A 26,169-nucleotide genomic window follows, 5' to 3' on the forward strand; every position below is an offset into this window, starting at 1 on the left:
TAACTTAGACCAAATTGGTTTTGCCGATGTATTTGGCAACGGGACGACTTGCATGATCTTTAGCGAAAGTCATATCCAGCCACGCCATTGGTGTTATAACTTTTGTCAAAGAACAAAACCCCACTTGTTGAATCAGACAGACAATAATCTCGGAGCTACAACTCGTATTACCTACGGCACTTCCACAAAATATTATCTAGAAGACAAACAAAAGGGTCGCCCCTGGATAACTAACCTGCCATTTCCGGTACAGGTAATTGAAAAAGTAGAAAGCTGGGATGCTATTTCCCAGACAAAATTGGTCAGTTCCTACAGCTACCACCACGGTTACTACGACGGAGTAGAAAGGGAATTCTGTGGGTTTGGCATGATAGAACGTCTGGACGCGGAAACCCTATCCAGTGATGCCCTACCCTATGACGTACCGCCTGTATTGAGTAAAACTTGGTATCATACTGGGGCATGGCTTGGACCCACCCTTAGCCCAACCCACCCCCAACCCCTCCGAGGAGGGGAGCAGGAGGGGAAAGAAGAGTCTCTCTCGAAACAATACGAACCAGAATATTTTCAAGGAGATTCTGACACCCATGAATTTCCCGATAGTGTTTTCGATGCTAATGGTCAAGAACCTGAGAGCGAAACCAGGCGAGAAGCGCATCGAGCTTTAAAAGGAATGGTCTTGCGTGAGGAAGTGTACGGTTTAGATGACTATGCCCAACAAGCAAATCCCTACACTGTTAGTCAGACGAACTACAGGGTTAAACTCATTCAACCTAAGGGGGAAAACAAGTACGGGGTCTATTTTGTTCATTCCCAAGAAAGTTTGACTTATGATTACGAACGGAATCCAGACGACCCGCGTATCGGTCACGAATTTGTCCTGGAAGTAGATGAGTATGGTAATGTTTTGGGTTCTTGTGCGGTAGCTTACGGAAGGCGTGGGGAAGACCGACTGGGGGAACAACAGAGGTTAAAAATCACTTACTCGGTGGGCAGTTTTATCAATGAAACCGAGAAATTTTATCTGCTGGGGGTTCCTCTTGAGGAACGCAGTTATGAAATCAAGAATCTCTCATTACCTGCTGGTCAATACTTTGCTTTTGCAGATGTCAAAGACCATCTAGAGGGAGTTGCTGACACCCCTGAAACCCCGTTACTGGGTTGGCAGCGCCACTATTATTGGAATCCCGAAAGCCCTGAAGAATCTAAAGAATTAGGTCAAGTCAGTGCCCAAGCATTGCCCTATCGCAGCGAAATAGCAGAATTTTCTCCAGAACAAGTAAAAGAGGCATTCAAGGAGGCTTTGACTGAAGAAAAATTGGAAGAATTGCTAAAAGAACAGGGGAAATATGTCCTCGCGGAAAATTACTGGTGGAATCCAGGTGCGACTCAATCTTATCTGGGGAGCGATCGCTTTTACTTAGCCGATAAGACAACGGACCCCTTTGGCTATGAAACTACAGTGGAATATGATTCTCATCATTTGTTGGTTCGGAAAGTCACGGATGCAATTGGAAATGAAACAACAGTAGAAGCGATAGACTATCAAACCCTGCAACCCCATAAAATTCGCGACTTGAACGACAATTATTCTGAGGTCAAGTTCGATGCTTTGGGGATGGTGGTTTTAACCTCCCACTACGGCACCGAAAATGGAGAACCAGTCGGTTTTGTTCAAAATCTGAGCGCTTTGACCCTACCCGACGAATTTGATATTGAGGAGGCTATAGCTAATCCGCAAACTTACCTGCAAGGTGCTGCTAGCTACTTCTATTACGATTTGTTTGCCTGGAAAGGGGAAAATAGCACCCCCGTTTATGCCGTCAACTTGGTGGCAGAAAATTACCCTACTGATGCGGGTGACGCGCGAGTCCAGACGCAGATTACCTACAGCGACGGGTTGGGACGGGAAGTGCAAAGCAAGATGAAAGTCGAAACGGGAGAAGCATTTGTAGTCAATCCTGATGGCAGTATCGACACGGAGACAACGGGCGATCGCTGGTTAGCTTCCAACCGTAAGGTTTATAATAATAAAGGGAATCCGGTTAAAGAATATGAGCCTTATTATATCAAAGGTTATGAATATGTCGATAACGAAGAACTAAATCAATTTGGTGTTTCTCCCACTTTATTCTACGACCCCCTACAACGGGTGATTCGGGTGGATACTCCCAAGGGATTTTTTAGCAAAGTGGAGTTTACCCCTTGGCAGGAGAAGCACTACGATGAAAACGATACGGTTCAGGATTCGCCTTACTATCGGGAAAACATTAATAACCTAGACGCAGATGACCCGGAATACCAAGCCTTACGAAAAGCAGAGGTATTCCACAATACGCCCTCAGAAGTAATCCTAGACAATTTGGGCAGAACAGTTCGAGAAATTCAAACCAATAAGACTGCTGTAGGTGGAGAAGAGACAAAGCTGACAACCCATTATGAATGGGATATCGTTGGCAATCAACTATCTAGTGTCGATCCGCGCTTGTCGGAATCAGAAGCAGACATCAATAATTTCCAAATGACCTATAGCATGACCAACGAGGTACTGAAAACGATAAGTGTCGATACGGGAACTCGCTGGCAATTGAATAACGTTCTGGGAAATTCCATTTATAGTCGAGATTCTCGGGGATTTGTGGTGACGACCGAGTACGATAACTTGCACCGCCCGAAACAAGTGCGGGTCCAAGGTGGAGATGATATTTCCCTGAATAATATTGTCGAGTTAATCTTTTACGGTGAAGATGTGCCCGATGCGAAGAAACTCAACCTGCGCGGGCAAGTTTACCAGCATTACGACCAAGCGGGGTTGTTGTGGGTTGATGGGTACAATATTCTGGGTTCGCCTCTGACAACTCAACGGCAATTGAGGGAGCAGTACAAGGAAGAAGCGAACTGGGACGGTACGGAAGCTTTGCCAACGACCATTTACCAGACGCAATCTGAATACGATGCTCTGGGTCGCGTGACAGCGCAAACTGATGCGGACGATAATGTTTATACACCGATTTACCATGAATCGGGTCGGTTGAATCAGATTCAGGTGCGGCATCAGGGAGGGGCAACTTCGACTTATGTGGAGAGTATCGATTACAATCCCAAGGGACAGCGCACTAAGATTGTTTATGGAAATGGGGTGACAACTGATTATGAGTACGAACCAACTACGTTTCGCCTGAGGCGGATTTTGACTCAACGGGGGGCTGCTTTAGCCGCAGCGCCAGCAAAGGAACGGGGGGCTATACCTCACTGGTTGTATCGATTGCTGCCACAGTTTTTGCGGCGGCCTTTGGGACGGGTGTTGTCTTGGCGCTGGCTAGGGTTCAAGGGGAGGAATGCGCGAGCTGCTGATTTTGCTAAGTTACAAGACCTGAACTATACCTACGATCCGGTGGGGAATATCACCCAAATCTGGGATAAGACTTGGGAAACAGTTTTCAACAATAATCAGCAAGTGGAGCCGAAATCAACCTATACCTACGATGCTTTATACCGTTTGATTGAGGCTACGGGGAGGGAACACTCTGCTCTCTCTGCAGAGGCTGAACGGTGGGGCAATTTTGAGGAAGAGTGGTTTGTTACTCCTGCGAATATTAACAACGGACAGGCGGTGCAAAACTATACCCGTCACTACGAGTATGACCATGGGGAAAATTTGTGTGACATCAGCCATCATGGGGCGACTCCGAGGACGCGGGGACTGGTAGTTTCCAATGGTTCTAACCGCGCTGTGGAGCAGGATACATTGAGCAGCATCACACCCGATGATGTAGATGGTTATTTTGATGCTAATGGTAATCAGGCGCAGTTAGAGGGTTTGAGGGAGATTAGTTGGAACTATCGAGATCATATTGCTAGTGTAATGATTATCGATCGCGAAGATGGTGAACCTGATGCAGAATACTACGTTTATGACAGTAGTGGTAGTCGCATTCGCAAGGTGACGGAACGCTATGGCAGTGGAGGAACTATGACCCATATTGAGGAGGTGATTTATCTGGGTGGGGTAGAAATTCGCCGAACTTCACAGAACGGGGATATCGAGGATATCAAAGAGGAGCGTCATTGTCTAAGGGTGATGGATGATACGACCTGTATTGCGATTCGCAATCAGTGGACTCTAGGAAAACCCCCTGGAGAGGTAACAAATCCTCAAGTGCGCTACCAACTTGATAACCATTTAGGTTCGGCAACGATGGAGGTGGATGATGAGGGTCTGTTGATTAGTTATGAGGAGTATTTTCCTTATGGGGGGACGTCTTTCGTGGCGGGGGAAAATTTGGCTGAGGTGAAGTTGAAGCATTACCGTTATTCGGGTAAGGAACGGGATGCGAGTACGGGTTTTTATTATTATGGTGCGCGGTATTATGCACCTTGGTTGGGACGGTGGATGAGTTGCGATCCGGCGGGGACTATTGATGGGTTGAATTTGTATGCTTTTGTGAGGGAAAATCCTATAAATGCAGTTGACTTGACTGGCAACTGTCGTACTATTTTGCAGAGAGGAGAAAGGCAAGTGAGACAACTAAACAAAAGAATCAATGCCCTCAAATTTCTCAGAAGTAATTGGAAAAAAACTCAATATAACAAAGCTAATGGAGGAGAAGAGCGTGACAAAATAAGACAAAAAATACAACAAAAAAAAGAGAAAGCTAGCTTCAACAAAAAAAAGAAATGCAAAGACAACTTACCCGGATCTTTGATCAAAGACCTCACTATCGATTTCACGTACCAGGAGATCCTTTGAATTTGATGGACAGGAATATCGTTTTTAGAGGATTAGATCCTGGAGAAAATCCAGGTCGTGGTTTAGTGGCAACAGATCAAAATGCTGATACAACTATCCGACAGCATATTGCTGGACAAAAACCTTCACCATGGATATCTGCTTCAAAAGATGAAGCAGTCGCTGCGGGTAAATATTTCAAAGAAAGGGGCTACGTAGCTATTGATGCTTCTCAAGTTCCAAACGCAGATTTTGTTGACACTGAACAGGTGTTAAATGAGTTACCTGAGCAAGGTAGGCACAGAAACTTTGTAACCTCAGATCAAGAAGTATTATTTCGAGGGGAAATAGCTGCTGATGCAATCCTGGCACATCGTAGTTCTGATACAGAATGGCAATGGACTGGAAGAGATCAAAACCCCTTGGAGAGGGAATACAATGTTCCCCCTTCTTTAAGAGGTTATAGTCCATTAAGTCCAGAGTATTAAGTCAATTTTTCAAGTCAGAATAGCCAAAACATAGAGTTTGACAATGGTTTCCCTCCTCATTTATTTCCAGATTAAAGTGAGTAAATTCTTTCGTAGTGGATTGTTTCATCTTAAATGATGCAATAGGAAACTCTCTATAGATTGCTTTACTGTCGTTCGCAATGACAATTCTAATGCACCATTTTAGCTGTGTCAGTCCAGTAGGGTACGTTAGCTGACGCCAATGCATTAAATCCCTCCAAATTTTCAACCAAAACCCCCGGCCCTTCTATCCAGTTCGAACACATCGACCTTATACAACTAGCAAGATTTAGGGCAACAGCAAATTTGCGAGTATGCCCAAATCTATACTCTTAATCAGCCATGTAAACTTAGGAGCTAACTATGCTACCTTAAACCTCAACTACTGTCCTGGGTGACAGCCACCCCTAACTCAACTAGACTTTTGTGTAACCCACCAAAAGTCAAACTCAACTACTACCGTAATCACCAAAAACACTAGCCATCCAGGTCAATCATGATTAAAATCACCGACCCCAACCTCGCCGACTTCTACGCCCTTCAGCCCGACTTTGACATCCTGGACTTGGACTTCACCCGTCGCAGCAGCCGTCAGTAGATCTTGTAGAGTGTGTCAACGAAGTGTAACGCACCGCAATCCCACCCCCAATTTAAACAACAAAAAAAAAGAGCTAAAAATGTCAGACTTAACTGCCATCAAAAACAACGAAATCCTCAAACCCTTCTTCGATAGCCCTCCCGACTTCGACCTCAAAACCAGCAACTTTTTCGATAAAAATGCTGTAGTGGCATTAAATTGGGAAGGTTTAGAGCCAGAGCAAATAAGCGATCGCCTTGTAGAGTAGATTTCGGTTTCTCAACCAAACACGTCCACTTCCTAGAGGGGGACTAACCCACCCCTCGCCCCTCCCCCTCCCTGGAGGGGAACTAAGTCGAACAAATACAGGAGTCAAAAAATGTCAAACTCAAATCAGATTGCTAACAATATTGCATCATTATTAATGCAAAATCCCAATTTCGACTTGCGAACTTTTAACTTTTTAGATCAAGATAAAAGTGCTGTCAAATCAATAAATTGGGAAGGTGTGGATAGTTCCTAAATGAGCGATCAGCTCAATTCCTTTTCCCAGAGAGGGTTAGGGGTGGGTTAGTAATATAAAAATCCGTTGAACAGTCGTCATTGCGTTTCCGCTGTCGCGGACATGAAAAGCGCAGCTTTGCGATAGCAAACGGCAGCGTTTGCAGGGCAGTCCGTCAGGATAGCAATCTAGCGTTACCCTAGAGATTGCTTCCTTCCACTGCGTTTCAGTCGCAATGACTAGGCTATAGTAATTATCCGGATTTGATATAACGCCCCAAAATTCAAGCAAAACACCAGATTTAAACAACAAAGAGCAAAAAATGTCAGATTTAACCGCAATCAAAAACAACGAAATTCTCAAACCATTCTTCGATCGCAACTCCGAATTCGACCTCAAAACCTTCAACTTTTTTGACCAAGATGCGGTGACGGCATTAAATTGGGAAGGTTTGGAGCAAGAGCAAATAAGCGATCGCCTCAAAGGCTACCAACGACTGTTACGGTTGGGAGTAGAACCCGAAAATGCCATTCAACTCTGTGCAACGGAGCAGAAACTAGATTCAGCTTTAGCCATTGCTTCTCGGTCTCAAACCAACTTTATCCAAGCTTCCAATCTCGACCCAGAAACTGCTCGCTCCATTCATCGCAGCGCTACAGAGAAAACCAAAGGCTTGATGGTTGTGTTGGCAAACATCATTCAATTTAGTTCGCCCCGTTACGCCACAACCATGGTGGACAATAACAAGGCCCTGCGTCAAGAGTTTCAGTCGCTGCCTAGCTACCAAGAGCTATTTGGCAGTCTCGACTATTTGCAGTGCGAACATTGCCAGTCTATTTTCAGTCCGGCAGCATATTTGGTCGATGTTTTGCGGATTGTTGATGTATACATTACCCAAGTTAATGATATTCCGTCAGGACTTAGCCTCGACGAGCGCCGTCCCGATTTGCAAAATATTGAACTGACCTGTGACAATACCAACGATACCCTTCCTTACGTTCAAATTGTCAACGAGGTTTTGGAGGAAAAACTCAAAAATGACCTAGGTACAGATACATTGAAGTACCTGGCAGAAGCTAAATATCCCCAGAGTTTGCCTTTCAATGCCTACCTAGAGCAAAATCGTATTTATCTGGAGCATCTGAATACCAAGGCTGCGGACATTTACCAAACCTTCTACTATCAATCTCCTCAAGACCTTATATTCAACCCTCCATCTCTTCAAGACATTACTTGGGCAAAGGAGTATATCGAACTTTCTCCAGAAGGATTTGACCTCATTACCTCATCAGATCAAACCAATATAGCAGAGCGATACGGAGTTGAAGGTGCGCAAGGAATTGGTTTCTGGGGATTACAGAATCAGGACAAATTCCTCGCTCAAACCCGACTCTCGGTACAGGAATTGAATGATTTGTTGTATCAGAATCTATCTGGAGATGAAAGCGATGTTGCCCGTCAGTTTTATATTAACCAAGGAGAAGGAAGCCTTCCTCTCAATCTTAATGCAGGAATCATTGAAAACCTCAGTTTAAACAGGCTCGATCGCATCGATCGCTTTTTACGTCTGGCCCATCAACTGGGTTGGTCTTTTGCCGATTTAGACTGGGCGATCGCTTCTCTTGAAGTTGACGAGATAGACGACAACACAGTCCGACAAATTGCCCAAATCAAAGAGCTACAAACTCGGACGGAACTACCCATAGATGTGTTGTGTAGTTTTTGGTACGATATGAAAGCGATCGGCAAGGGGGATAAACCCGATCGACCCCAAGATTTGTTCGATCGCGTTTATAACAATCCCTTCACAGTTCAAGGACAGGAGCCATTAAATCTCGACTCGTCTTGGGATATTAATGATAGCGCTTTAACGAATCGTCTCTCTGCTGCTTTAAAACTGAGTAACGATGAACTGATCAAGATAGCTGAGGCAAATTGGTCTGACACCTCAAATATTTCCTTAAATCTTGCTAATTTATCAAGACTGTTTCGGATATCTCAAGTGCTGAAGCTCATCAAATTAAAAGTGGATGAGTACAAGCTGCTATTAAGGCTTATAAATAAATCTTTTCCACAGCTTGAGAGAATTGATATCGATCAACTCTCTCTAATTCTAGAGTTTGCCCAATGGTTGAAAACATCGGGCTTTAATGTCTACGAACTCCACTACATTGCCTATTATGACACCGAATACACCAATGTTAATATCTTTTTGCGGGAAGAAGATATGCCTTCGGTTATGGAATCTCTATGGCAAAATGTTCAATTACCCGATCGCGAAGGTCTAAGTCCTGAAGAAATAGAGCAACAAAATAATGGTCTGAACGAAGAGATGGCTAACCATTTCGGCATGGAGCCAAACTTGTTTAAAACGTTAGCTCAACTGGGTACGAGATGGGCATTGGGTCCCTTAAAAGAAGATTATATCGAACTCCTGTTGACAGAAGTGCCTATAGGAGATACGGAATGGGACAGGATTGTAGAGTGTTTAACATACATCTCCCGGATGTATTTATTGGTCAATAAATTAAATTTAACGGCCATAGAACTGGAAAGCATGAAAGCAAATCCTCAAGCCTACAATCTTGATGGTGGTTTTTTGATTCAACCCATGATTCTTGGTACCCTGAGTTTCTACCAATTCAAAAAGGAATTTTTGGGGAGTTTCAATCAACCAGAAGAAAATTTACTAGCCTATTTGGCAGAACCTAGTATCGAAGCACTTGCCCAACTGACGGGTTGGCAGCAAGAACAAATCGAACAAGCTGCTACATATCTCGGAGGCAGTGCAGAACTGTACAATTCGGTTGCAGGGGTGGTGCATCTCGAGGCGTGTTTTGACCTCTGCAAAACCCTTGGTTGCAACATCGACTTTCTCACTCAGCTATGCGAGTTATTGAAGAATGGAACGGTAGAGAACAACTGGGCAAGTGGAGTCACTTATCAGCAAACCGCTCAATCCATCACCGACTTTGTTAAAGCCAAGTACGACAGCGATCGGTGGACAGAGGTATATGGAGAACTCAATGGTCTGTTGCAAGAGCGCAAATGCAAGATTATCGCCGAATTTGCCCTGTGGAAACTGGGGATGGAGAGTCAGCGCCAATTGTCCGAATATCTGCTTCTTGATGTGGAAATGACCAGTTGCTCTTGTAACTCTCGCATTCAACTAGCTATTGGTTCGGTGCAAACCTATTTGCAACGCTGTCAGATTGGTGTGGAACTGGGAGTCTCTCGGGTGGATATTCCGCCAGTGTGGTGGGATTGGTTGATGAACTATCGCCGTTGGGAAGCCAACCGCAAGGTGTTTCTCTATCCAGAAAACTACATTGACCCCAGTTTGCGTCAAGATGCTTCACCGCTTTTCCAGGAACTGCAAGATGAGTTGTTGCAGTCGGAGATTATCCCTGCTGCAGTGGAAACTGCCTATCTCAACTACTTCGATAAGCTGGAAGACCTCTCGAAGCTCCAAATTGTTGATAGCTGTTATTATCCGGTTCAAACCCCGAAGAGTCCGGAGCCTATCGATACTTTGTTTATTATTGGTAAAACGATTACTAAGCCCCATACGTTTTATTACCGAAGTTGCGAGCGACCAAAAGCAGAAAAACCCTTTTGGGGTCACTGGCAAGAAATTGAGCTACAAATCGAATCGGACTATGTTGCACCCGTTTATGCGTTCAACCGCTTGTTTATTTTTTGGGTAGAGACGACGAAGATACAGAAGTCACAAGAAGAAGCGCCAACAACCCTAGCAACAGTTAATTACTCGTTTCTGAAGACAAACCAGAATTGGACTGCTCCCCAAACTCTTTTTACCGATATAGAGATTCCTCAAGAAATAGGAGTAGAAAGCACTTTTTGGCAGCAGGTTTACCCGCTGGTAGATTTGAGCTTACCTTTAGCAGAGCAAGAAATAGAAGTTATATGGGGAGGATTATCAGCCACATTATCAAGTCAGTTTAATCAAGAATCAGAGCTTTTCCTGGCGAACATGGATCCTTTAACTAACCTTGCTGACGATTTATTAGTCACCACACCTCTCTTGCCAGCAAACGAGACTCGTATAGAACTCTCTGAAGCGCGTAGTAATTTAGTATCTGCAACTGTTGGTAATTTAGCTATTTTTGCTGGGGGAACGAAGGATGTTTTTTCTCCGGAGGATGTTTACTTCTCCCGGAAAATAGATGTTTTTGCCTATGAAGATGGGCAATTGGTGGCTCAAACACAAAATCTAAATTTACGGGAAGGTCGCACTGGATTAGGCGTTACAACAGTCGATAATTTAGTCATATTTGCTGGAGGAATCTTAGGATCATTGGACCTATCGAGAAAGGTAGATATTTTTGAATATAATGATGGGCGATTATTTTTCCAAAGGAACCTTAATCTTTCCGAAGGACGTACTAATTTAGCAGGAGCAACGGTTGATGACTTAGTTATCTTTGCTGGAGGATCCTTAGTTAATAATCGACACTCCAAAAAAGTCGATGTTTTTGCCTATGAGAATGGACAATTATTCTCTAAAAGCACAAACCTGGAGCTGTCCGAAGCTCGTGGTAGTTTAGCAGCGGCAACGGTTGATAACTTAGTTATCTTTGCTGGAGGATACTTAAATAAAGCCTCTAAGAAAGTGGATGTTTTTGCCTATGAGAATGGACAATTATTGCCTAAAAGCACAAACCTGGAGCTGTCTGAAGCGCGTAGTAATTTAGCTGCTGCAACAGTTGGTAATTTAGTGGTTTTTGCTGGAGGAAGCCTTGATAACAATAAATACTCCGATAAAGTGGATGTTTTTGCCTATGATAATACAAATCGCAAACTGGAGTATCAAGAAACTCTCATATTATCTGAAGCTCGTAGTAGTTTGGCTGCTACAACAATTGGGGGCTTTGTTGTCTTGGCTGGAGGAGATTTAGGCAACAATAAAGTTTCAAAAAAAGTGGATGTTTTTGCTTATTACAATGGCAGATTAGAACCTCAAGAAACAACTTTTGAGCTGTCTGAAGCTCGTGGTGGTTTAGCTGCTACAACAGTTGGTAACTTAGTGGTTTTTGCTGGGGGGGAAGAGGTTATAAATTCAAGGCAAAATGTGTTTAGTACGGTTGATATTTTTTCCACCCCCATACCAACTTTTAGCACTTTACCAGACGACCTTGAGATTCCAACGAATACCACCGTTACCCCGGTGAAAAATGAACCCGACTGGTTTGTTGTTCAACATCGCAGCGAAGCCTCAGCTTTTTATAACTATGGCTCAAATCTAGTCAGTCCCAACCGCCTCACCACTGCTCTGGTTCGGCAGTTCAGCCAGACGGTATTTGCTCAAGGTATTGATGGACTGATATCCTTGGAGTCACAGCAGGCACTTGAACCGGACTTTCCCTTGATTCCTAGTGGTCCCCTTGACTTTGACGGGGCTTACGGGGCTTACTTCTGGGAAATCTTTTTCCACATTCCCTTTCTGATTGCCACTAACCTCAACGCCAACCAGCGCTACGACGAAGCTCGCTTCTGGTATCAATACATCTTTAACCCGACTATTCCAGAAGAGGAAGGAGATGCAGACCGCTTCTGGCGCTTCCTCCCCTTCCAAGTACAAACCCCAGAAACCCTTGAAGAGATTCTCACCAACAAAGCCACTATCCAAACCTACAAGGAAAACCCCTACGACCCCCACGCGATTGCCCGCCTGCGTATTGGTGCATACCAAAAAGCCGTAGTGATGAAATACATCGACAACCTACTCGACTGGGGCGATGCTCTCTTCACCCAAGACAGTTGGGAATCAATTAGCCAAGCGACCACCCTCTACCTCCTCGCCTCCGAACTGCTCGGTCCCAAACCCAAGAATGTTGGCAAACTACCCCCACGGGACCCCAAAACCTTTGCAGATATTGTCGAGCAATATGGTGGTACGGGAAATATTCCTGAATTCCTCATTGAGCTAGAGAACTACCTAGACGATGATTTTCTTAGCCAGTTTGGTGATAACGTTCCCTTCAATGCCCTCGATGCCTACTTCTGCGTCAGCGAAAATGCCGAATTTGCCCAATATTGGGACCGGGTGGAAGACCGTCTCTACAAAATTCGCAACTGCCAAAACATCCAAGGTATCGAGCGGCAACTGGCTTTGTTCTCGCCCCCCATCGACCCCATGCAACTGGTGCGTCAAGCGGCGGCAGGGGATGGCAGTATGAGTTTATTCACAACCAATACCGTCCCCCACTACCGCTTCTCTTACCTGCTCGATCGCGCCAAGGATATGGCTAATACAGTCAGTCAACTAGGCTCCGCGTTGCTGGATGCCTTAGAGAAAAAAGATGCGGAAGAATTGGCGCTGTTGCAAGGGGCCCAAGAATCTATCCTGCTGCAACTGATTACCAAAACGAAAGAAAAGCAAATCGAAGAGGCTGAAGTTAGCCTTGATGCCTTGCAACAGAGCTTAGAAGCGAGCAAATACCGCGCTCAATATTATAAGGACTCGCTGCTCCAAGGTTTGAATGCAGGTGAAAAAGCTACCATTGCACTAATGGAGGAAGCATTGACCCCCCAGATCGCAGCAACTACTATACAAGGATTAGCAGTGGCGGGCTACTTATTGCCCAATGTATTTGGTTTGGCGAATGGGGGAATGGAATTTGGCGATGCGGTGGACACAGGAGCCAATATGCTTAATGGTCTAGCAGACATTCTCAATCAGGGTGCTTCCCTTGCTTCAACCGTAGCTGAATTCCAACGCCGGGCAGAAGATTGGGAGTTCGAGCAAAATATGGCTGAATGGGATATCAAGCAAATTGAGAGGGAAATCGAGGCTGCCCGATTCAGCATTGAGATTGCCAAAGCCGAACTGGAGGTTCACAATAAAACCATCGAACAGTCCCGAGAGATTGAACAATTCTTTAAGAACAAGTTCACCAACCGAGAGTTATATCAGTGGATGATCGGTCGCTTATCTGGTCTCTTTTTCCAAACCTACAAACTAGCCTTGTCAATGGCTAACGATGCCCAAAAATGCTACCAATACGAACTCAGCACGGACGACACCTACATTGAAGCAAATTACTGGGATAGCAACAAAAAAGGATTGCTAGCGGGGGAGAGTCTGATGTTAGGACTCGACCAACTGGAAAAAGCCTACTTGGATGGCAACTCCCGTACCCTTGAAATCGAGAAAATTATTTCCCTGCGTCAACTCGACCCCCCTGCCTTTCTCAAACTCAAGACTGACGGAAACTGCATCTTTAGCCTCGACGAGAAACTCTTTGACCTCGATTTCCCCAGTCATTACTGCCGTCAAATCAAAACTATCAACCTATCTATTCCTGCAGTAGTGGGTCCTTACCAGAATATAAATGCCACACTTACGCAAACCGGTAGCAAAGTCTTAATCAAAGACGATGGCGATGCAGTGAAGTGGTTGTTGACGAAAGGGATAGAGGGTAACGAGCCAGATACAGGAACGCTCCGTCGAGATTTGCGAAACAACCAACAAATTGCCATTTCCAAGGGAGTCAACGATAACGGAATGTTCGTCCTGAACTTTGACGACGAGCGCTACCTTCCCTTTGAAGGCACGGGGGCGATTTCCACCTGGGACTTGAAATTGCCGAAAGCCACCAACCGCTTCGACTTCGATAGCATCACTGATGTCATTATTACCCTCAACTACACGGCATTGCCAAGCAATTCGACGGATTTCTACAATGCAGTAAAAGACGCTATCGGAAATTTTTTCGGACAACGATTATTTAGTTTGGCGCAGCAGTTTTCTAGCGCTTGGTATCAGTTTATGAATCCCAACGCTGGTGCCGAGAAGCAAACCTTGTCGTTCCAGTTGTTGGCGAATATGTTCCCTATGAACCTGACGAACTACACGGTGAAGCAAATTTACATCCAAATGGTTTTGACAGAAAGTGCGAATGCTTCCGGTTTCGTCTCGCCCATGAACGTCAAGATTGAAAAAGGTGATTCGACACTCCTTGAAGAGACTGATATTGAGTTGAGAGATGATGGTGGCATCGTTCGCGGGTCACTCAGTCAAGATGTCAACGATTTCTTGAATTCGTCTTGGTCGCTGTCAATGGCTAAAGGAACTGCTAACAGTCCCCTGCGAGATGAAAACGGCTTCCTCGATCCGAACCAGGTGACGAATATTGCTTTGGTTGTTATCTTCGAGGCGGGTATCGACTGGCCTACCGATTAGCAATAAAATTACCATAGCAAGGAATGAGTTGGTTATATCATGTTCGGTTGAATACTTATAATATCTATGGACCGAAGGCAGAAGGCAGCTATGCTGAAGGCAGAAGGGAAAGAGTAAGGTTAGAAGGCAGAAGGTTTTTTATAAGTGATTATCCGGACATGATATTATACCAATTTGATAAATTTTTGCTACAAATAGCTAGGACAGGAATTACGCACCAAGCGCCATATCAAGTAGGGGCGAATGGCATTTGCGCTCCGCAAAGCTCCGAATTGCGCCCCCTACAGATAACGTTAGGACATAGATTGATGATGAACCTAATATCATGTCCGGTTGAACAGTGATAAATAAATAACTACGGAGTCCTCAGGAGTCAACCCACCCCTCGCCCCTCCGGTGGAGGGGAAGAAAGAAGAAGAAAGAGGAATATAAGGAGAAAGTTTTTTCGCACAAAGGTAACTCCGTTCTATAGCGCTCTTATCCCGACGTGATATCATACCTCAAATTACCAACGCCAGTTTTTTTATAACTAATTATCCGGACATGATATAAGACAGAGAAAAGCTTTTCCTACTGTTCCCTGCTCCCTGCTATATATTGCTAAGTTTGTATATAAAATGCTTCTGAATCGATTCCCCAATTTATCCAACTAATAGCTTCTTTCGCGGAACTTAGACTAGGAGGTACTCTTAAAGTATGAATATTTCCCGTGCTTGGACAAATCATTTTTAAGATTAATATTGGCTCAATATCGGCATCATCATCTATTCTTAAAAGAGTATATTCTTGCCATTTATCTATTTCTAAAGTTTGTAAATCTTGGCAAATTTTCTCATAACCAATTTCCTGAATTAATACTCGTCTAAGTTCAGCATTTTTTGTAGACAAAAGCCATTTTGCCTGCCATTTTTGGGGAGAAAATATTCCATATTCTTCTGGTAATCTCACACCATGATTAGCATATAAACTATAACCATCAGCAAATTCAATTGCTGGTTTTTCTTCAGCGTGGGGGCGATATTCATCATCCAATAATAACTTTCTAGGGCGATCGCAAATAATACATAGATTTCTCAAAGGATATATCCAACCACAGTCTCTAACAATAGACTCTAATACTTGCCAGTCATCTGAATTATAATCACAATTAATCACAGAAATACAGAAATCTATCCAAGCGACATAACTACTCCATAATTCTGTGGGAATAGGATAACTCCACAAACACAACAATTTAATTGAAATTTCAGAAACTATTTCTTGCCATTTTTCTTCTATTTGAGAGTAAAGAATATGACTCCAAAGTTCTTCTGGTTTTAATGACTTTTCTGTTAATGAACTGTCAGTATCTTCCCGAATTTTGCTATCTATTTCTTCACACAATTTATCGGTAATTTGCAACTTTAGTTGTTCTCTCAAAAGTTGCCATCTATCTCCGAAAATGTGACGATGACCATAGTCATCTTTGCTTTCCCATCGCTGCCAAATGACACTAAGTAGAGTGTCAAAAGCTGCATAGGGGCTTTGACAAAAAACAATCTCTGGATTTGGGTCGCCCATTAAATTGTAAGCTAACTGAATCGCTTCAGTAGCTTTTTGACGATTAATAGGTTGGGTAGAATGTGCTATTGTATGCCACTTTTTCCGATAAACTCGAATCAGAGCTTCTTGGTCAGGTGTTAGTGTAGTAATCAGTTTTTTCATCTTTATCAAAAATAATTAGGTGTTGGTGAATTAGTATATGATATTAATCTTAATTATTGAGGAGTAAACCCACCCCTAACCCCTCCTGGGAGGGGAAGTCAGGAAGACCGAGTCAGGAGGGAAGAAAGAAGAAGAAACAGTAGTAGAAGGAGAAAGTTTTTTGTTCGCGCTCTTATTTTTGATAGATTAAATTGTAGATTTATCCAAAGTCATTATTATTGAGGAGTCAGTCCTCAGGAGTCAGGAGTCAGTAGGGAAGAAAGAAGAAGAAACAGTAGTAGAAGGAAAAAGTTTTTTTGTTCGCGCTTTTATTTTTGATGGATTAAATTGTAGATTTATCCAAAGTCATTAGACATCTCCAATAATATCCAATAATAAAAAATAAAATCAATTATTTCCCCCTACTCTCTATTCCTTACTCCCTACTCCCTCTTTTCTGGAGATGTCTATTAATATTATTCACAATTTCAATGTATCATACCAAATTTAAAAAAGAATATTACAAATAAACTGGCTCTTCTACAATTAATTATTAATTATTAATAATTACCTTTCCTTCAAAACGGATAGGATTGACTCAAAGGAAAATTTTTCTTTATTTTCCCCTTAAAAGGGGAGGCTTTAAACCACAATTTTTCGGTAAATAATTAATAATTAATAACTAACAATTAATAATTTACCTAATACTTAACCCCTACCACCTACCACCTACAACCTACCACCTACCACCTACAACCTACCACCTACAACCTAGAAAGTTATTTGTAGCAAACATTTATCAAATTGATATAAAAGCTTATGAATCAAGACAGAATTATATTATGGTATCGTAACGACTTACGCGTCCATGACCATGAACCGCTCAATAAAGCAATAAAAACTAAGGCTCAAATTATTCCTATTTATTGCTTCGATCCAAGACAATTTGGTCAGACTAATTTTGGCTTTCCTAAAACAGGTGCTTTTCGGGCAAAATTTTTAATTGAAAGTATTGCTGACTTGCGTAATACTCTACAAAAATTAGGTAGTAATTTAATAATTCGTCAACAAAAACCAGAAATAGCAATTCCTCAACTTGCTCAAGAATTAAAGGTTAAATCTGTATTTTTTAATCAAGAAGTTACAGCAGAAGAAATTCAAGTAGAAAAAGCACTTCATCGAGCATTAAAACAAATTGGGGTTAAGTTTCAATCATTTTGGGGTCATACACTTTACCATCCCGATGATTTACCTTTTGAAATTAAACAATTACCAGAAGTATTTACCAGTTTTCGGAAAGAGATAGAAAAAATCTACTATAAATCCTAAATTTTCAACTCCTAAAGAATTACCATTTTTGCCAGAAGTTGAACTGGGAGAGTTACCTACTTTATCCAAACTCAATCTAGAATTACCACCACAAGATTCACGAGCAGTTTTAGCATTTAGAGGCGGAGAAACTGCTGGAAAAGAAAGAGTAAAAAATTACTTTTGGCAGCAAGACTGTTTGAAAGTTTATAAAGAAACAAGAAATGGAATGCTAGGGGCAAATTATTCCTCTAAATTTTCTCCTTGGTTAGCTTTAGGATGTTTATCACCTCGTTATATTTATAAACAGGTGCAAGAATATGAAGAACAGAGGGTGAAAAATAATTCTACTTATTGGTTGATATTTGAATTATTATGGCGAGATTATTTCCGATTTATTTGTCAAAAACATGGGAATAAAGTATTTTATAAATCTGGCTTACAAGGAGTAGATATTCCTTGGCAAGAAGATTGGGAAAAATTTAGAAAATGGCAAGAAGGTTTAACAGGATTTCCTTTAGTAGATGCTAATATGCGCGAACTTTTAATGACAGGTTTTATGTCAAATCGTGGTAGACAAAATGTTGCTAGTTTTCTGACTAAAAATTTAGGAATTAATTGGCAAATGGGTGCTGAATGGTTTGAGTCTTTACTGATAGATTATGATGTTTGTAGTAACTGGGGAAATTGGAATTATACTGCTGGAGTAGGAAATGATGCACGAGGTTTTCGTTATTTTAATATTCCTAAACAGGCAAAAGATTACGACCCCGAAGGAAAATATGTTAAACATTGGTTGCCAGAATTAGCAAAAATACCTGCTGCTAAAATACATGAACCTGGGAAATTATCACCTGTTGAACAAAAGAAATTTGGTGTAAAAATTGGTGTTGATTATCCACAACCAATGATTGATTTGTGGCAGTCTGTTAAGGAGAATGAAAAAATTTATAATGCTGCATTAAAACCTGAAGTAGTTAGAAGGAAAGCGCGCAAAAAATTTTGAAAATGATGCTATAGATAGATAAGCATTCAGCGGTCAGCATTCAGCTATCAGCTATCAGCTTTATTACCTTTACTGTAAAATTTAAGCTTGCTGTTCTTGTGCTTCAATTCTTTGTTTAAAAATCTCGATATTTCTACACTTTTTTTCAGCAGATGTTAATTGATTACAGCGCTTTTCAGATTGATAAACCACATCTATCTTCACAAGCAAAACCCTGTAAGGGCGAATGCCATTCGCCCCTACTGTAGTCTACTGAAATGAAAACCGCTGTAAAGGGACTTTAGCATTTGGCCATAAAAAAAAAGTGGATCGGAACTTGACACTCCCTGTAAAGCTCTGCTAACTTATAAACTTAAGGGATAAATAGTAAATATCTCTGTCTCGGACTCAGATTTTCACAACTAATACATTTATCAACAGACAAGCAAAAAACTAATGTTTCTCATCAATTCCTACTTTTATTTTTGGCACAGAGAGGTTCACTTGGAGTGAATTTAGCTTTTGCTATGAACCTCTAAGTGAACCGCAGAATGAACTCTGCGGTTTTTTTATTTGTAAATTTCACTGCCTGAAAAAAAAGATGAAAACAGCCATGACTCAAGTGAATACCTGGTATTACAGTTTTTATTTTTGGCCCCGATATAGTTCTGGGTAACTTGTTATGCTGACTTTCACCTTTTACCCGGAGCTAATAACAGTTCCGGGTTTTTTGTTTTTTAGCCAACTTACTTACAAAGGAGAATATTTCGTGTCTGACGCTAAACTTGCATCCAAATCTCATCCCGAACATCAAACAGTTATTAATATTTCTGAAAAGACAACAGTAGGAGGTAAAGATTTTTTGATTATTGGCGGCCCTTGTACCGTTGAAAGTATGGAACAAATGGAATTAGTAGCAAGCAAGTTAATAACTGCACCCGTGCAAATGTTGCGGGGTGGTGTCTATAAACCTCGTACTTCTCCATACTCATTCCAGGGGTTGGGAATAGAAGGATTGAAAATTTTGGCAAAAGTTAGCCAATCTTACCATCTTCCAATCGTAACAGAAGTAATGTCTATTCCGCAAATAGAGTCGGTAGTTGCTAATGCGGATGTGCTGCAAATAGGTAGTCGCAATATGCACAACTTTGAGTTACTCAAAGTAGTGGGCAAAGTTGGCAAACCTATAATCTTAAAACGGGGGTTAGCTGCGACTATTCAAGAATTTTTGATGGCTGCTGAATATATTCTCAGTCATGGCAACCCGGATGTAGTTTTGTGTGAACGTGGTATTCGTAGTTTCGATAATTATACCCGTAATGTATTGGATTTAGGTGCGGTAGCTGCATTAAAACAGTTAACTCACTTGCCAGTTATTGTCGATCCTTCTCATGCTGCGGGTAAACGGGAGTTAGTGGCACCGTTGGCCAAAGCTGCTATTGCTGGTGGAGCAGATGGTTTGATGATTGAGTGTCATCCTGTACCGGAAGAGTCTTTTTCTGATGCACGACAAGCTTTGTCATTAGAAGATATGGTGGAGTTGGTTCAGAGTTTACGTCCTGTTGCTGCTGCAGTGGGGCGTCATATTTCTCAGGTAGAGGAGTTTTCTGTGGTTTAGTTTTTTAGCGATCGCTTTTATCCTGTTAATTTCACTCAGTCAGGACTATTGTCATCAAGGTCAAGATACTACTCAGGGGTTCTATAAACCTCCTAGTTAACATCTTCTTTCTCTACTAATGCGTATGTCGCAATATTACAATGTAATACAAATGTATTTCAGGTGTTGGTTGAGAGACATAGAGCGATCGCTAATATCAGATATAAAACCTATTTTGAATCTATTTAAAAATAGAGGCGCAGACCTGGTGATGGGGTGTATTGAAGTATTTTCAATTATTGCCTTTATCCCATGTACGACTCCGTACCTCTCAAATTTTGACGCGGGTAAATATTCCAAAAAGAGACTCACACAAGTATGGGAATTCCGGTATTGCCTAATTCCCACGAACGACTCCATGGCTCAAAATTATCATCAAGGTAAAGATAACACTCAGGGGTTCTATAAAGCTCCTAGTTAACATCTTCTTTCTCTACTAATGCGTATATCGTAATAATACAATGTAAGACAAATGTGTTTCATGTTTTGGTTGAGAGACATAGAGCGATCGCTAATATCAGATATAAAACCTATTTTGAATATATTTAAAATAAGTGCCTTTAAGCCAAAATCTCTGTATTCTATGTTAATGAAAGAGGTAATCAAAATTTATGGCAAAACTACAATTAAAAAATCTCAGAAAACAATTTACTAAAAATGTCATTCCTGTTAAAGACATAAATATTGAAGTTGAAGATGGGGAATTTTTAACCTTACTGGGGCCTTCTGGTTGTGGAAAATCAACCCTACTAAGACTTATTGCTGGGTTAGAAACACCCACTCAGGGTAAAGTAGTGATAGGCGATCGCGATGTAACAAACGTACCACCGGGCGGTCGTAATATTGCAATGGTGTTTCAAAGTTACGCTCTCTATCCCCACATGACAGTCTTTGAAAATATTGCTGCTTCTTTGAAACTCCGTAAAATACCTCAAGATGAAATTCAGCAACGAGTTAATAATGTTGCTCAGAAACTCGAATTAGGACAATTACTAGACCGCAAACCCCGGGAGATGTCTGGTGGACAAAGACAAAGAGTGGCATTAGCTCGATCGCTGGTACGCAACCCAGAAGTATTTTTGTTAGATGAACCTCTCAGTAATTTAGATGCACTATTGCGCGAACAAGTACGAGCAGAGTTGAAACAGTTATTTAACTCTCAACAAAAACCTGTAGTTTATGTCACTCACGACCAAACAGAAGCAATGACTTTATCAAGTAAAGTAGCAATTTTATATGATGGTTATTTACAACAACTTGATGCGCCTCATAAAATTTATAGTCGTCCTGCTAATAAATTTGTAGCTGGTTTTGTCGGTAGTCCGCAAATGAATTTACTGACTCTTAAATGTGAAGAAAATTATGCTATTTTAGGCGATTTTAAAATTCTTCTACCTGATTTTCCGACAATTCCAACACAAATTGTTATGGGTATTCGTCCGGAAGATGTACGTTTTGTTTTGGCTGAAACTTCTGAGGTTGCTATTAAAGGTAAGGTGTTTTTGGTAGAGAATTTAGGTAAGGAAAAACTGTTAATTGCTCAGGTGGAAAATTCCGAACAAAATATCCGTGCTTTAGTTCCTTATGACCAAACTTGGGATGAATTAGTCACTTTAGAATTACCTGCTAAACAGATTCATTGGTTTGATGTAGAGTCTGGCGATCGCTTACTTCAATATTAGGTGGTGGTGCATAGTAATGGTAGAGAGAGTGTGGGGAATGTGGGGAGTGTGGGGAGTATGGGGAGATGAGGAACTCAAGAAAGATTTGGCAATGGCACTTGTGATGGAACATTTTTTTATACCGAACCCGAGCGGATTTGATATTACTGAGGTACAGTTGTTTTTCTACTCCCTACTCCCTACTCCTTATACCAATTTCATAAAATATTGCTACAGTGGTTTTCTATGCTGGTCGGAATTTAGAGATTAATACTGTAACGACCTTTTTTGAATTTGGTATTACCAAAAAATTGTGGTTTAAAGCCTCCCCTTTTAAGGAGATAATAAGCGGTCGTTTGCGGAGCATTCCGTAGGATGGGATGGCGCCATTCGGAGCGGCTCTGATAAGAGCGGGTCTCCTCGCCATATCCAATCGACCAAGAGAAGAAAAATTTTCATCTCTTTGTCAATCCTCTTCTTTTCAAGGAGAGGTAATACAGCGCTTCCCGTTGCCCGTGAGGTACACCCCGAAGCGGGCAAGATGCCCGCACTACAATATTTTCATCATTTACCCTGTACCCCATTTGCCCGAAATATGCTGTAATTAATTATTAATTATTAATTATTAATTATTAATTATTCATTATTCATTATTCATTATTCATTATTGAATCCCTACTCCCTAATTAATAAAAAAATTAGTATCTAATAATGCTGTTGCTCTTGCTATATCTACAGGTTTAGAAAATAAGTATCCCTGACCATATTCACATCCTAAATTCTTCAGTTGAGTCAACTGTTGCTCTGTTTCTATCCCCTCTGCTACTACATCTAATCCCAGACTATGAGCTAATGTAACAACTGCCCGCACAATTTCACAATTTTCACCATTAACTCCCATATTTGTCACAAAAGATTTATCCACTTTCAGAGTATTAATAGGGAAACGATGCAAATAACTCAGAGATGAATATCCCGTACCAAAATCATCAACACTTAACTGTATTCCTAACTCTTGCAGTTGATATAAAACAGTAATGGCAGACTCCGCATTATCCATTACCACGCTTTCTGTCATCTCTATTTTCAACCTTTGAGGATTTATACCTGTCTTTTGCAAAATACGTTGAATATGTAAAATTAAGTTAGGTTGAGAAAACTGTTTACCAGAAATATTCACAGCTACAATAAGATCGGTTTGACAGTAGATTTTTTGCCATTGCTGGAGTTGACGACAAGCTTCCCACAATACCCACTGACCAAAAGGAATAATCAAACCTGTTTCTTCTGCGAGGGGGATAAATTTTACTGGAGAAATAATACCGCGTTCAGGATGTTGCCAGCGCACTAAAGCTTCAAACCCTAATAACTTACCTGTACATAGAGAAATTATTGGTTGGTAGTTGAGCAAAAAACTATTGGCAACTGGGGAATCTAAATCTTCTAACATTTCTACAGCTTGATGCAGGTCATGCTCTAATTGCATCTTTTCTGTAATGTTGTTGTGCATGGAACTGGTGAATAATAAATAACTCCCCTGATTTTGAGCTTTTGCTCGAGCCATAGCAATATTAGCATCTCGTAGCATATCGCCGGCCCATTGATAATCATTTGAACTGATGACAATACCAATACTCGCAGTAATAAAGAGTCTCTGAGCATCTAATTCTATAGGTTGAGCGATCGCTGTTTGTATCAGAGTTGCTAACCCTATGGCATCTCCTCGGTCGTGAACTGTCTCTAGGAGAATAACAAATTCATCACTGCCTATTCGTGCTACCGTATCTATTGGTCGTAAACAAGTTTGAATTCTTTTGGCAACTTCGACTAAGAGTTGGTCTCCCATAGAGTGACCGTGACTTTCATTAATTATCTTAAATCTGTCTAAGTTAATAGTGAGTACAGCAAATAGATAATTGGGGTTTCTGTGCGTGCGTGCCAATGATTGCTGCAGTCGATCCATTAATAAAGCTCTATTTGGCAAATCTGTGAGGCTATCATACAAAGATTGATGCAGGAGTTTTTCTTGTGCTGATTTTCTTTCTGTTACGTCGTGGCAGTTGATGACAATTCCCCGAACTGATTCGTCATCTAGTAAATTCATTACTACTGCATCAAATACACACCAACTACCATTTTTATGGCGGACTCGATATTCGTCTAACCCCCGGCGTGTTTTCGGATGTTGTTTTACTCCTTCTATTACCTGTTTCATCCACCATCGGTCGTTGGGATGAATTAACTCTAATACAGATTTGCCTATTAATTCTTGAGGAGTGTAACCTAAAATTCGTTTTTGGGAGGGACTAAGATATTGATAAATGCTATTCTTGTCTAAAATTTGGATAATATCTGTGCTATTTTCAATTAGCGCTCGGAATCTTTGCTCATTTTCGTACAGTTGTTTCTCTGCTTGTTTACGTTTGGTAATATCTGCACTAATAGCAACAAACCCGAGGGTTCGATTTTTTACATCTTTAATCGCATCTATCTGGATGAAAATCTGGATTATGCGATCGTCACGACTACGACAGGAAACTTCACCATTCCATGATTTTCCATTTTTCATCGTGTCAGATATTTGTTTGGCTACTTTCTCATCTGTTATCAAATTTAGTAACCCACCAATAGCATTTAATTCTTCTACTGTTGTGTAATCAAAAAGTTGAGTAAATGCTGAATTTTGATAGATGTGATTACCACTAGCATCAGTCATAGTAATTGCTTCACTGCTACTTTCTACAGCTTTAGCTGTCAATGCTAGGGCTGTTTCTGTTTGTCGCAGTTCGGTAATATCAATTCCAACGGTACACGCTGCTTGACCCCGATTGTATTTTTGAGCAACTATGAGATATTGACCTACAGATGATTTCATTTCTTGTACAGTAACTGTGGAATTACTATCAAAAAATTCTCGTACAAATTTGGGGAATTCTGCATTATATTCACTCAGAAAACCAATCTTTTTCCAATAAATTGTTCTGGAGATAATTTGTAAATTTCAGCTAAATGTTTATTGACTCCTAGATAATATAAATCTGAACTAATCCAAGAAACTAATCCTGGTATTGCTTCTAAAAGTGTTTGTAATTGTTCGTCTGTTTCTGTGACTATAGAATCTTTTTTTGGCAATTGATTATTGTCGTTAATCACTTTAACTTATGAGTAATTAAGATAACTTTATTTTTGCTAACTGGGTAAATTATAGCGTTAATTTTTATCTTTTGTTACTCTATATGATAGATTTTTTAAATTTCAACCGGAGTTTTTTTTCTCAATAAATTTTAACATGATTGCTCAAAAGTTTGATGATTATTTTCAATAATTTGATGTATTTTCTGAACTTTTAGATGGTTATACTGTGAAAAGTAGACTTTTTTCTTTACTAGAATACTTTCTCAAAAACCCCCTGTTCGATCTAAGACCCATATAGAACCCATTTGGGACCCACTCCCTAACCCCTCCGAGGAGGGGAATTTGGGGACTGTGGGGACCCGCCCCTAACCACTCCTGGGAGGGGAATTTGGGGACTGTAGGGACCCGCCCCTAACCACTCCTGGGAGGGGAATTTGGGGAGATGGGAAAATGGTGAAGAAGGAAGCAAATTTCCATCTTTTTTCCCCTATTCTATTTCTCTAGCTCCTGAGGACCGCAGCTAAAAACTCCTACTGCGTGCAAAGATACGGTTAGGGCTTTTATATAGCAATTCCTAAGAAGCGTGAGGTACAAAATTCGTTGATTTTAGGGAGTAGAAAATAAGAAAAACAACCTTTCCCTCAGTAACTTGAGAAATGCTATGTCATTATTTATGACAGGAAACATAGTTAGATATATCAGTATAATTTTTTTACATCCTAAAGTAGGTTGAGCATCTTGCCCTATACTTATAGTCATTTCAAATCAGAATGAAGCAGTTTTTAGCCTGAAACTCTTCCCAGGCAAGAAATGCTTGTCTCAATCTACAGCGGTTTTCATTTCAGTAGACCACAGTAGGGGCGAATGGCCATTCGCCCCTACAGGATTTTTGTTATGATGATGTGGTTCATCAATCTGAAAAGCGCTGTAAACTGAAATAACTATAATTAATTAACTGACTCAAGGCAGATAGGTATAGTACAGAATTACAAAAATCTATTTTTTTTAGACATGAGAATATCATATCAAATACTAATAGTTTTTAGTATTATCACTTCAGTGGAGTATTTTTTCAGTACTATTAAGAATATCCTTGAAAATCAGTTATTTCTATATTTAAGCCTTTATTAGAAGCAGTTACTCTTGCTATAACTCCTAGATGATTTGTACATTTATTCAATCCAGAGTGAGTTTAGCTATAGATAATTATAGAGATA

Annotated in this window: 12 protein-coding genes and 1 pseudogene; 10 read left to right on the top strand and 3 right to left on the bottom strand. The window is 41.0% G+C overall.

What is annotated here, in order from left to right; all coding sequences use genetic code 11:
- Positions 1 to 13: 13 nt before the first annotated feature.
- The 6 genes from SAGCYANO_RS05845 to SAGCYANO_RS05870 all read left to right on the top strand — a co-directional run bounded on the left by SAGCYANO_RS05845 (position 14) and on the right by SAGCYANO_RS05870 (position 14,867).
- Positions 14 to 4,750: a toxin TcdB middle/C-terminal domain-containing protein gene (locus SAGCYANO_RS05845; RefSeq protein WP_255502468.1), complete on the top strand. Its 4,737-nt coding sequence runs from the start codon at positions 14 to 16 to the stop codon at positions 4,748 to 4,750.
- Positions 4,751 to 4,755: 5 nt separating this feature from the next.
- A complete protein-coding gene (locus tag SAGCYANO_RS05850; RefSeq protein ID WP_202219213.1) occupies positions 4,756 to 5,217 on the top strand; it encodes a hypothetical protein in 462 nt (153 codons plus the stop codon).
- 698 nt (positions 5,218 to 5,915) lie between these two features.
- On the top strand, positions 5,916 to 6,083 hold the full coding sequence (locus tag SAGCYANO_RS05855) for a hypothetical protein (protein ID WP_202219214.1): 168 nt from the start codon (positions 5,916 to 5,918) through the stop codon (positions 6,081 to 6,083).
- A gap of 111 nt (positions 6,084 to 6,194) precedes the next feature.
- Positions 6,195 to 6,338, top strand: a complete 144-nt coding sequence (locus tag SAGCYANO_RS05860; protein WP_202219215.1) for a hypothetical protein — start codon at positions 6,195 to 6,197, stop codon at positions 6,336 to 6,338.
- A 301-nt stretch (positions 6,339 to 6,639) separates the two neighbouring features.
- Positions 6,640 to 14,523, top strand: a complete 7,884-nt coding sequence (locus tag SAGCYANO_RS05865) for a neuraminidase-like domain-containing protein (RefSeq protein WP_202219216.1) — start codon at positions 6,640 to 6,642, stop codon at positions 14,521 to 14,523.
- Between the two features lie 23 nt (positions 14,524 to 14,546).
- A complete protein-coding gene (locus SAGCYANO_RS05870; RefSeq protein ID WP_202219217.1) occupies positions 14,547 to 14,867 on the top strand; it encodes a hypothetical protein in 321 nt (106 codons plus the stop codon).
- 256 nt (positions 14,868 to 15,123) lie between these two features.
- Here SAGCYANO_RS05870 and SAGCYANO_RS05875 read toward each other — a convergent pair whose 3' ends face one another.
- Positions 15,124 to 16,227 (bottom strand): DUF6745 domain-containing protein, encoded by a 1,104-nt coding sequence (locus SAGCYANO_RS05875; protein WP_202219218.1) that lies wholly within the window; start codon positions 16,225 to 16,227, stop codon positions 15,124 to 15,126.
- Between the two features lie 798 nt (positions 16,228 to 17,025).
- Between SAGCYANO_RS05875 and SAGCYANO_RS05880 the strand changes: the two are divergent.
- The 4 genes and pseudogenes from SAGCYANO_RS05880 to SAGCYANO_RS05895 all read left to right on the top strand — a co-directional run bounded on the left by SAGCYANO_RS05880 (position 17,026) and on the right by SAGCYANO_RS05895 (position 22,088).
- Positions 17,026 to 18,520: pseudogene (locus SAGCYANO_RS05880) on the top strand (DASH family cryptochrome).
- 748 nt (positions 18,521 to 19,268) lie between these two features.
- The gene (gene aroF / locus SAGCYANO_RS05885; protein WP_202219219.1) at positions 19,269 to 20,117 is read left to right on the top strand and encodes a 3-deoxy-7-phosphoheptulonate synthase; all 849 of its coding nucleotides are present in this window, start codon (positions 19,269 to 19,271) and stop codon (positions 20,115 to 20,117) included.
- A 650-nt stretch (positions 20,118 to 20,767) separates the two neighbouring features.
- Positions 20,768 to 21,838 carry an ABC transporter ATP-binding protein gene (locus tag SAGCYANO_RS05890; RefSeq protein ID WP_202219220.1) on the top strand — a complete coding sequence of 357 codons (1,071 nt, stop codon included), beginning with the start codon at positions 20,768 to 20,770 and terminating at the stop codon, positions 21,836 to 21,838.
- Positions 21,839 to 21,854: 16 nt separating this feature from the next.
- Complete coding sequence (locus SAGCYANO_RS05895; protein ID WP_202219221.1) at positions 21,855 to 22,088, top strand: hypothetical protein; 234 nt, start codon at positions 21,855 to 21,857, stop codon at positions 22,086 to 22,088.
- A 411-nt stretch (positions 22,089 to 22,499) separates the two neighbouring features.
- On the opposite strand, the gene SAGCYANO_RS05900 is transcribed toward SAGCYANO_RS05895, so the two are convergent.
- On the bottom strand, positions 22,500 to 24,692 hold the full coding sequence (locus tag SAGCYANO_RS05900; RefSeq protein WP_202219222.1) for a bifunctional diguanylate cyclase/phosphodiesterase: 2,193 nt from the start codon (positions 24,690 to 24,692) through the stop codon (positions 22,500 to 22,502).
- Between the two features lie 74 nt (positions 24,693 to 24,766).
- Positions 24,767 to 24,970 carry a hypothetical protein gene (locus SAGCYANO_RS05905; RefSeq protein WP_237395843.1) on the bottom strand — a complete coding sequence of 68 codons (204 nt, stop codon included), beginning with the start codon at positions 24,968 to 24,970 and terminating at the stop codon, positions 24,767 to 24,769.
- Positions 24,971 to 26,169: the final 1,199 nt, after the last annotated feature.

This window comes from Okeania sp. KiyG1 (assembly GCF_014132355.1).
Classification (GTDB): domain Bacteria; phylum Cyanobacteriota; class Cyanobacteriia; order Cyanobacteriales; family Microcoleaceae; genus Okeania.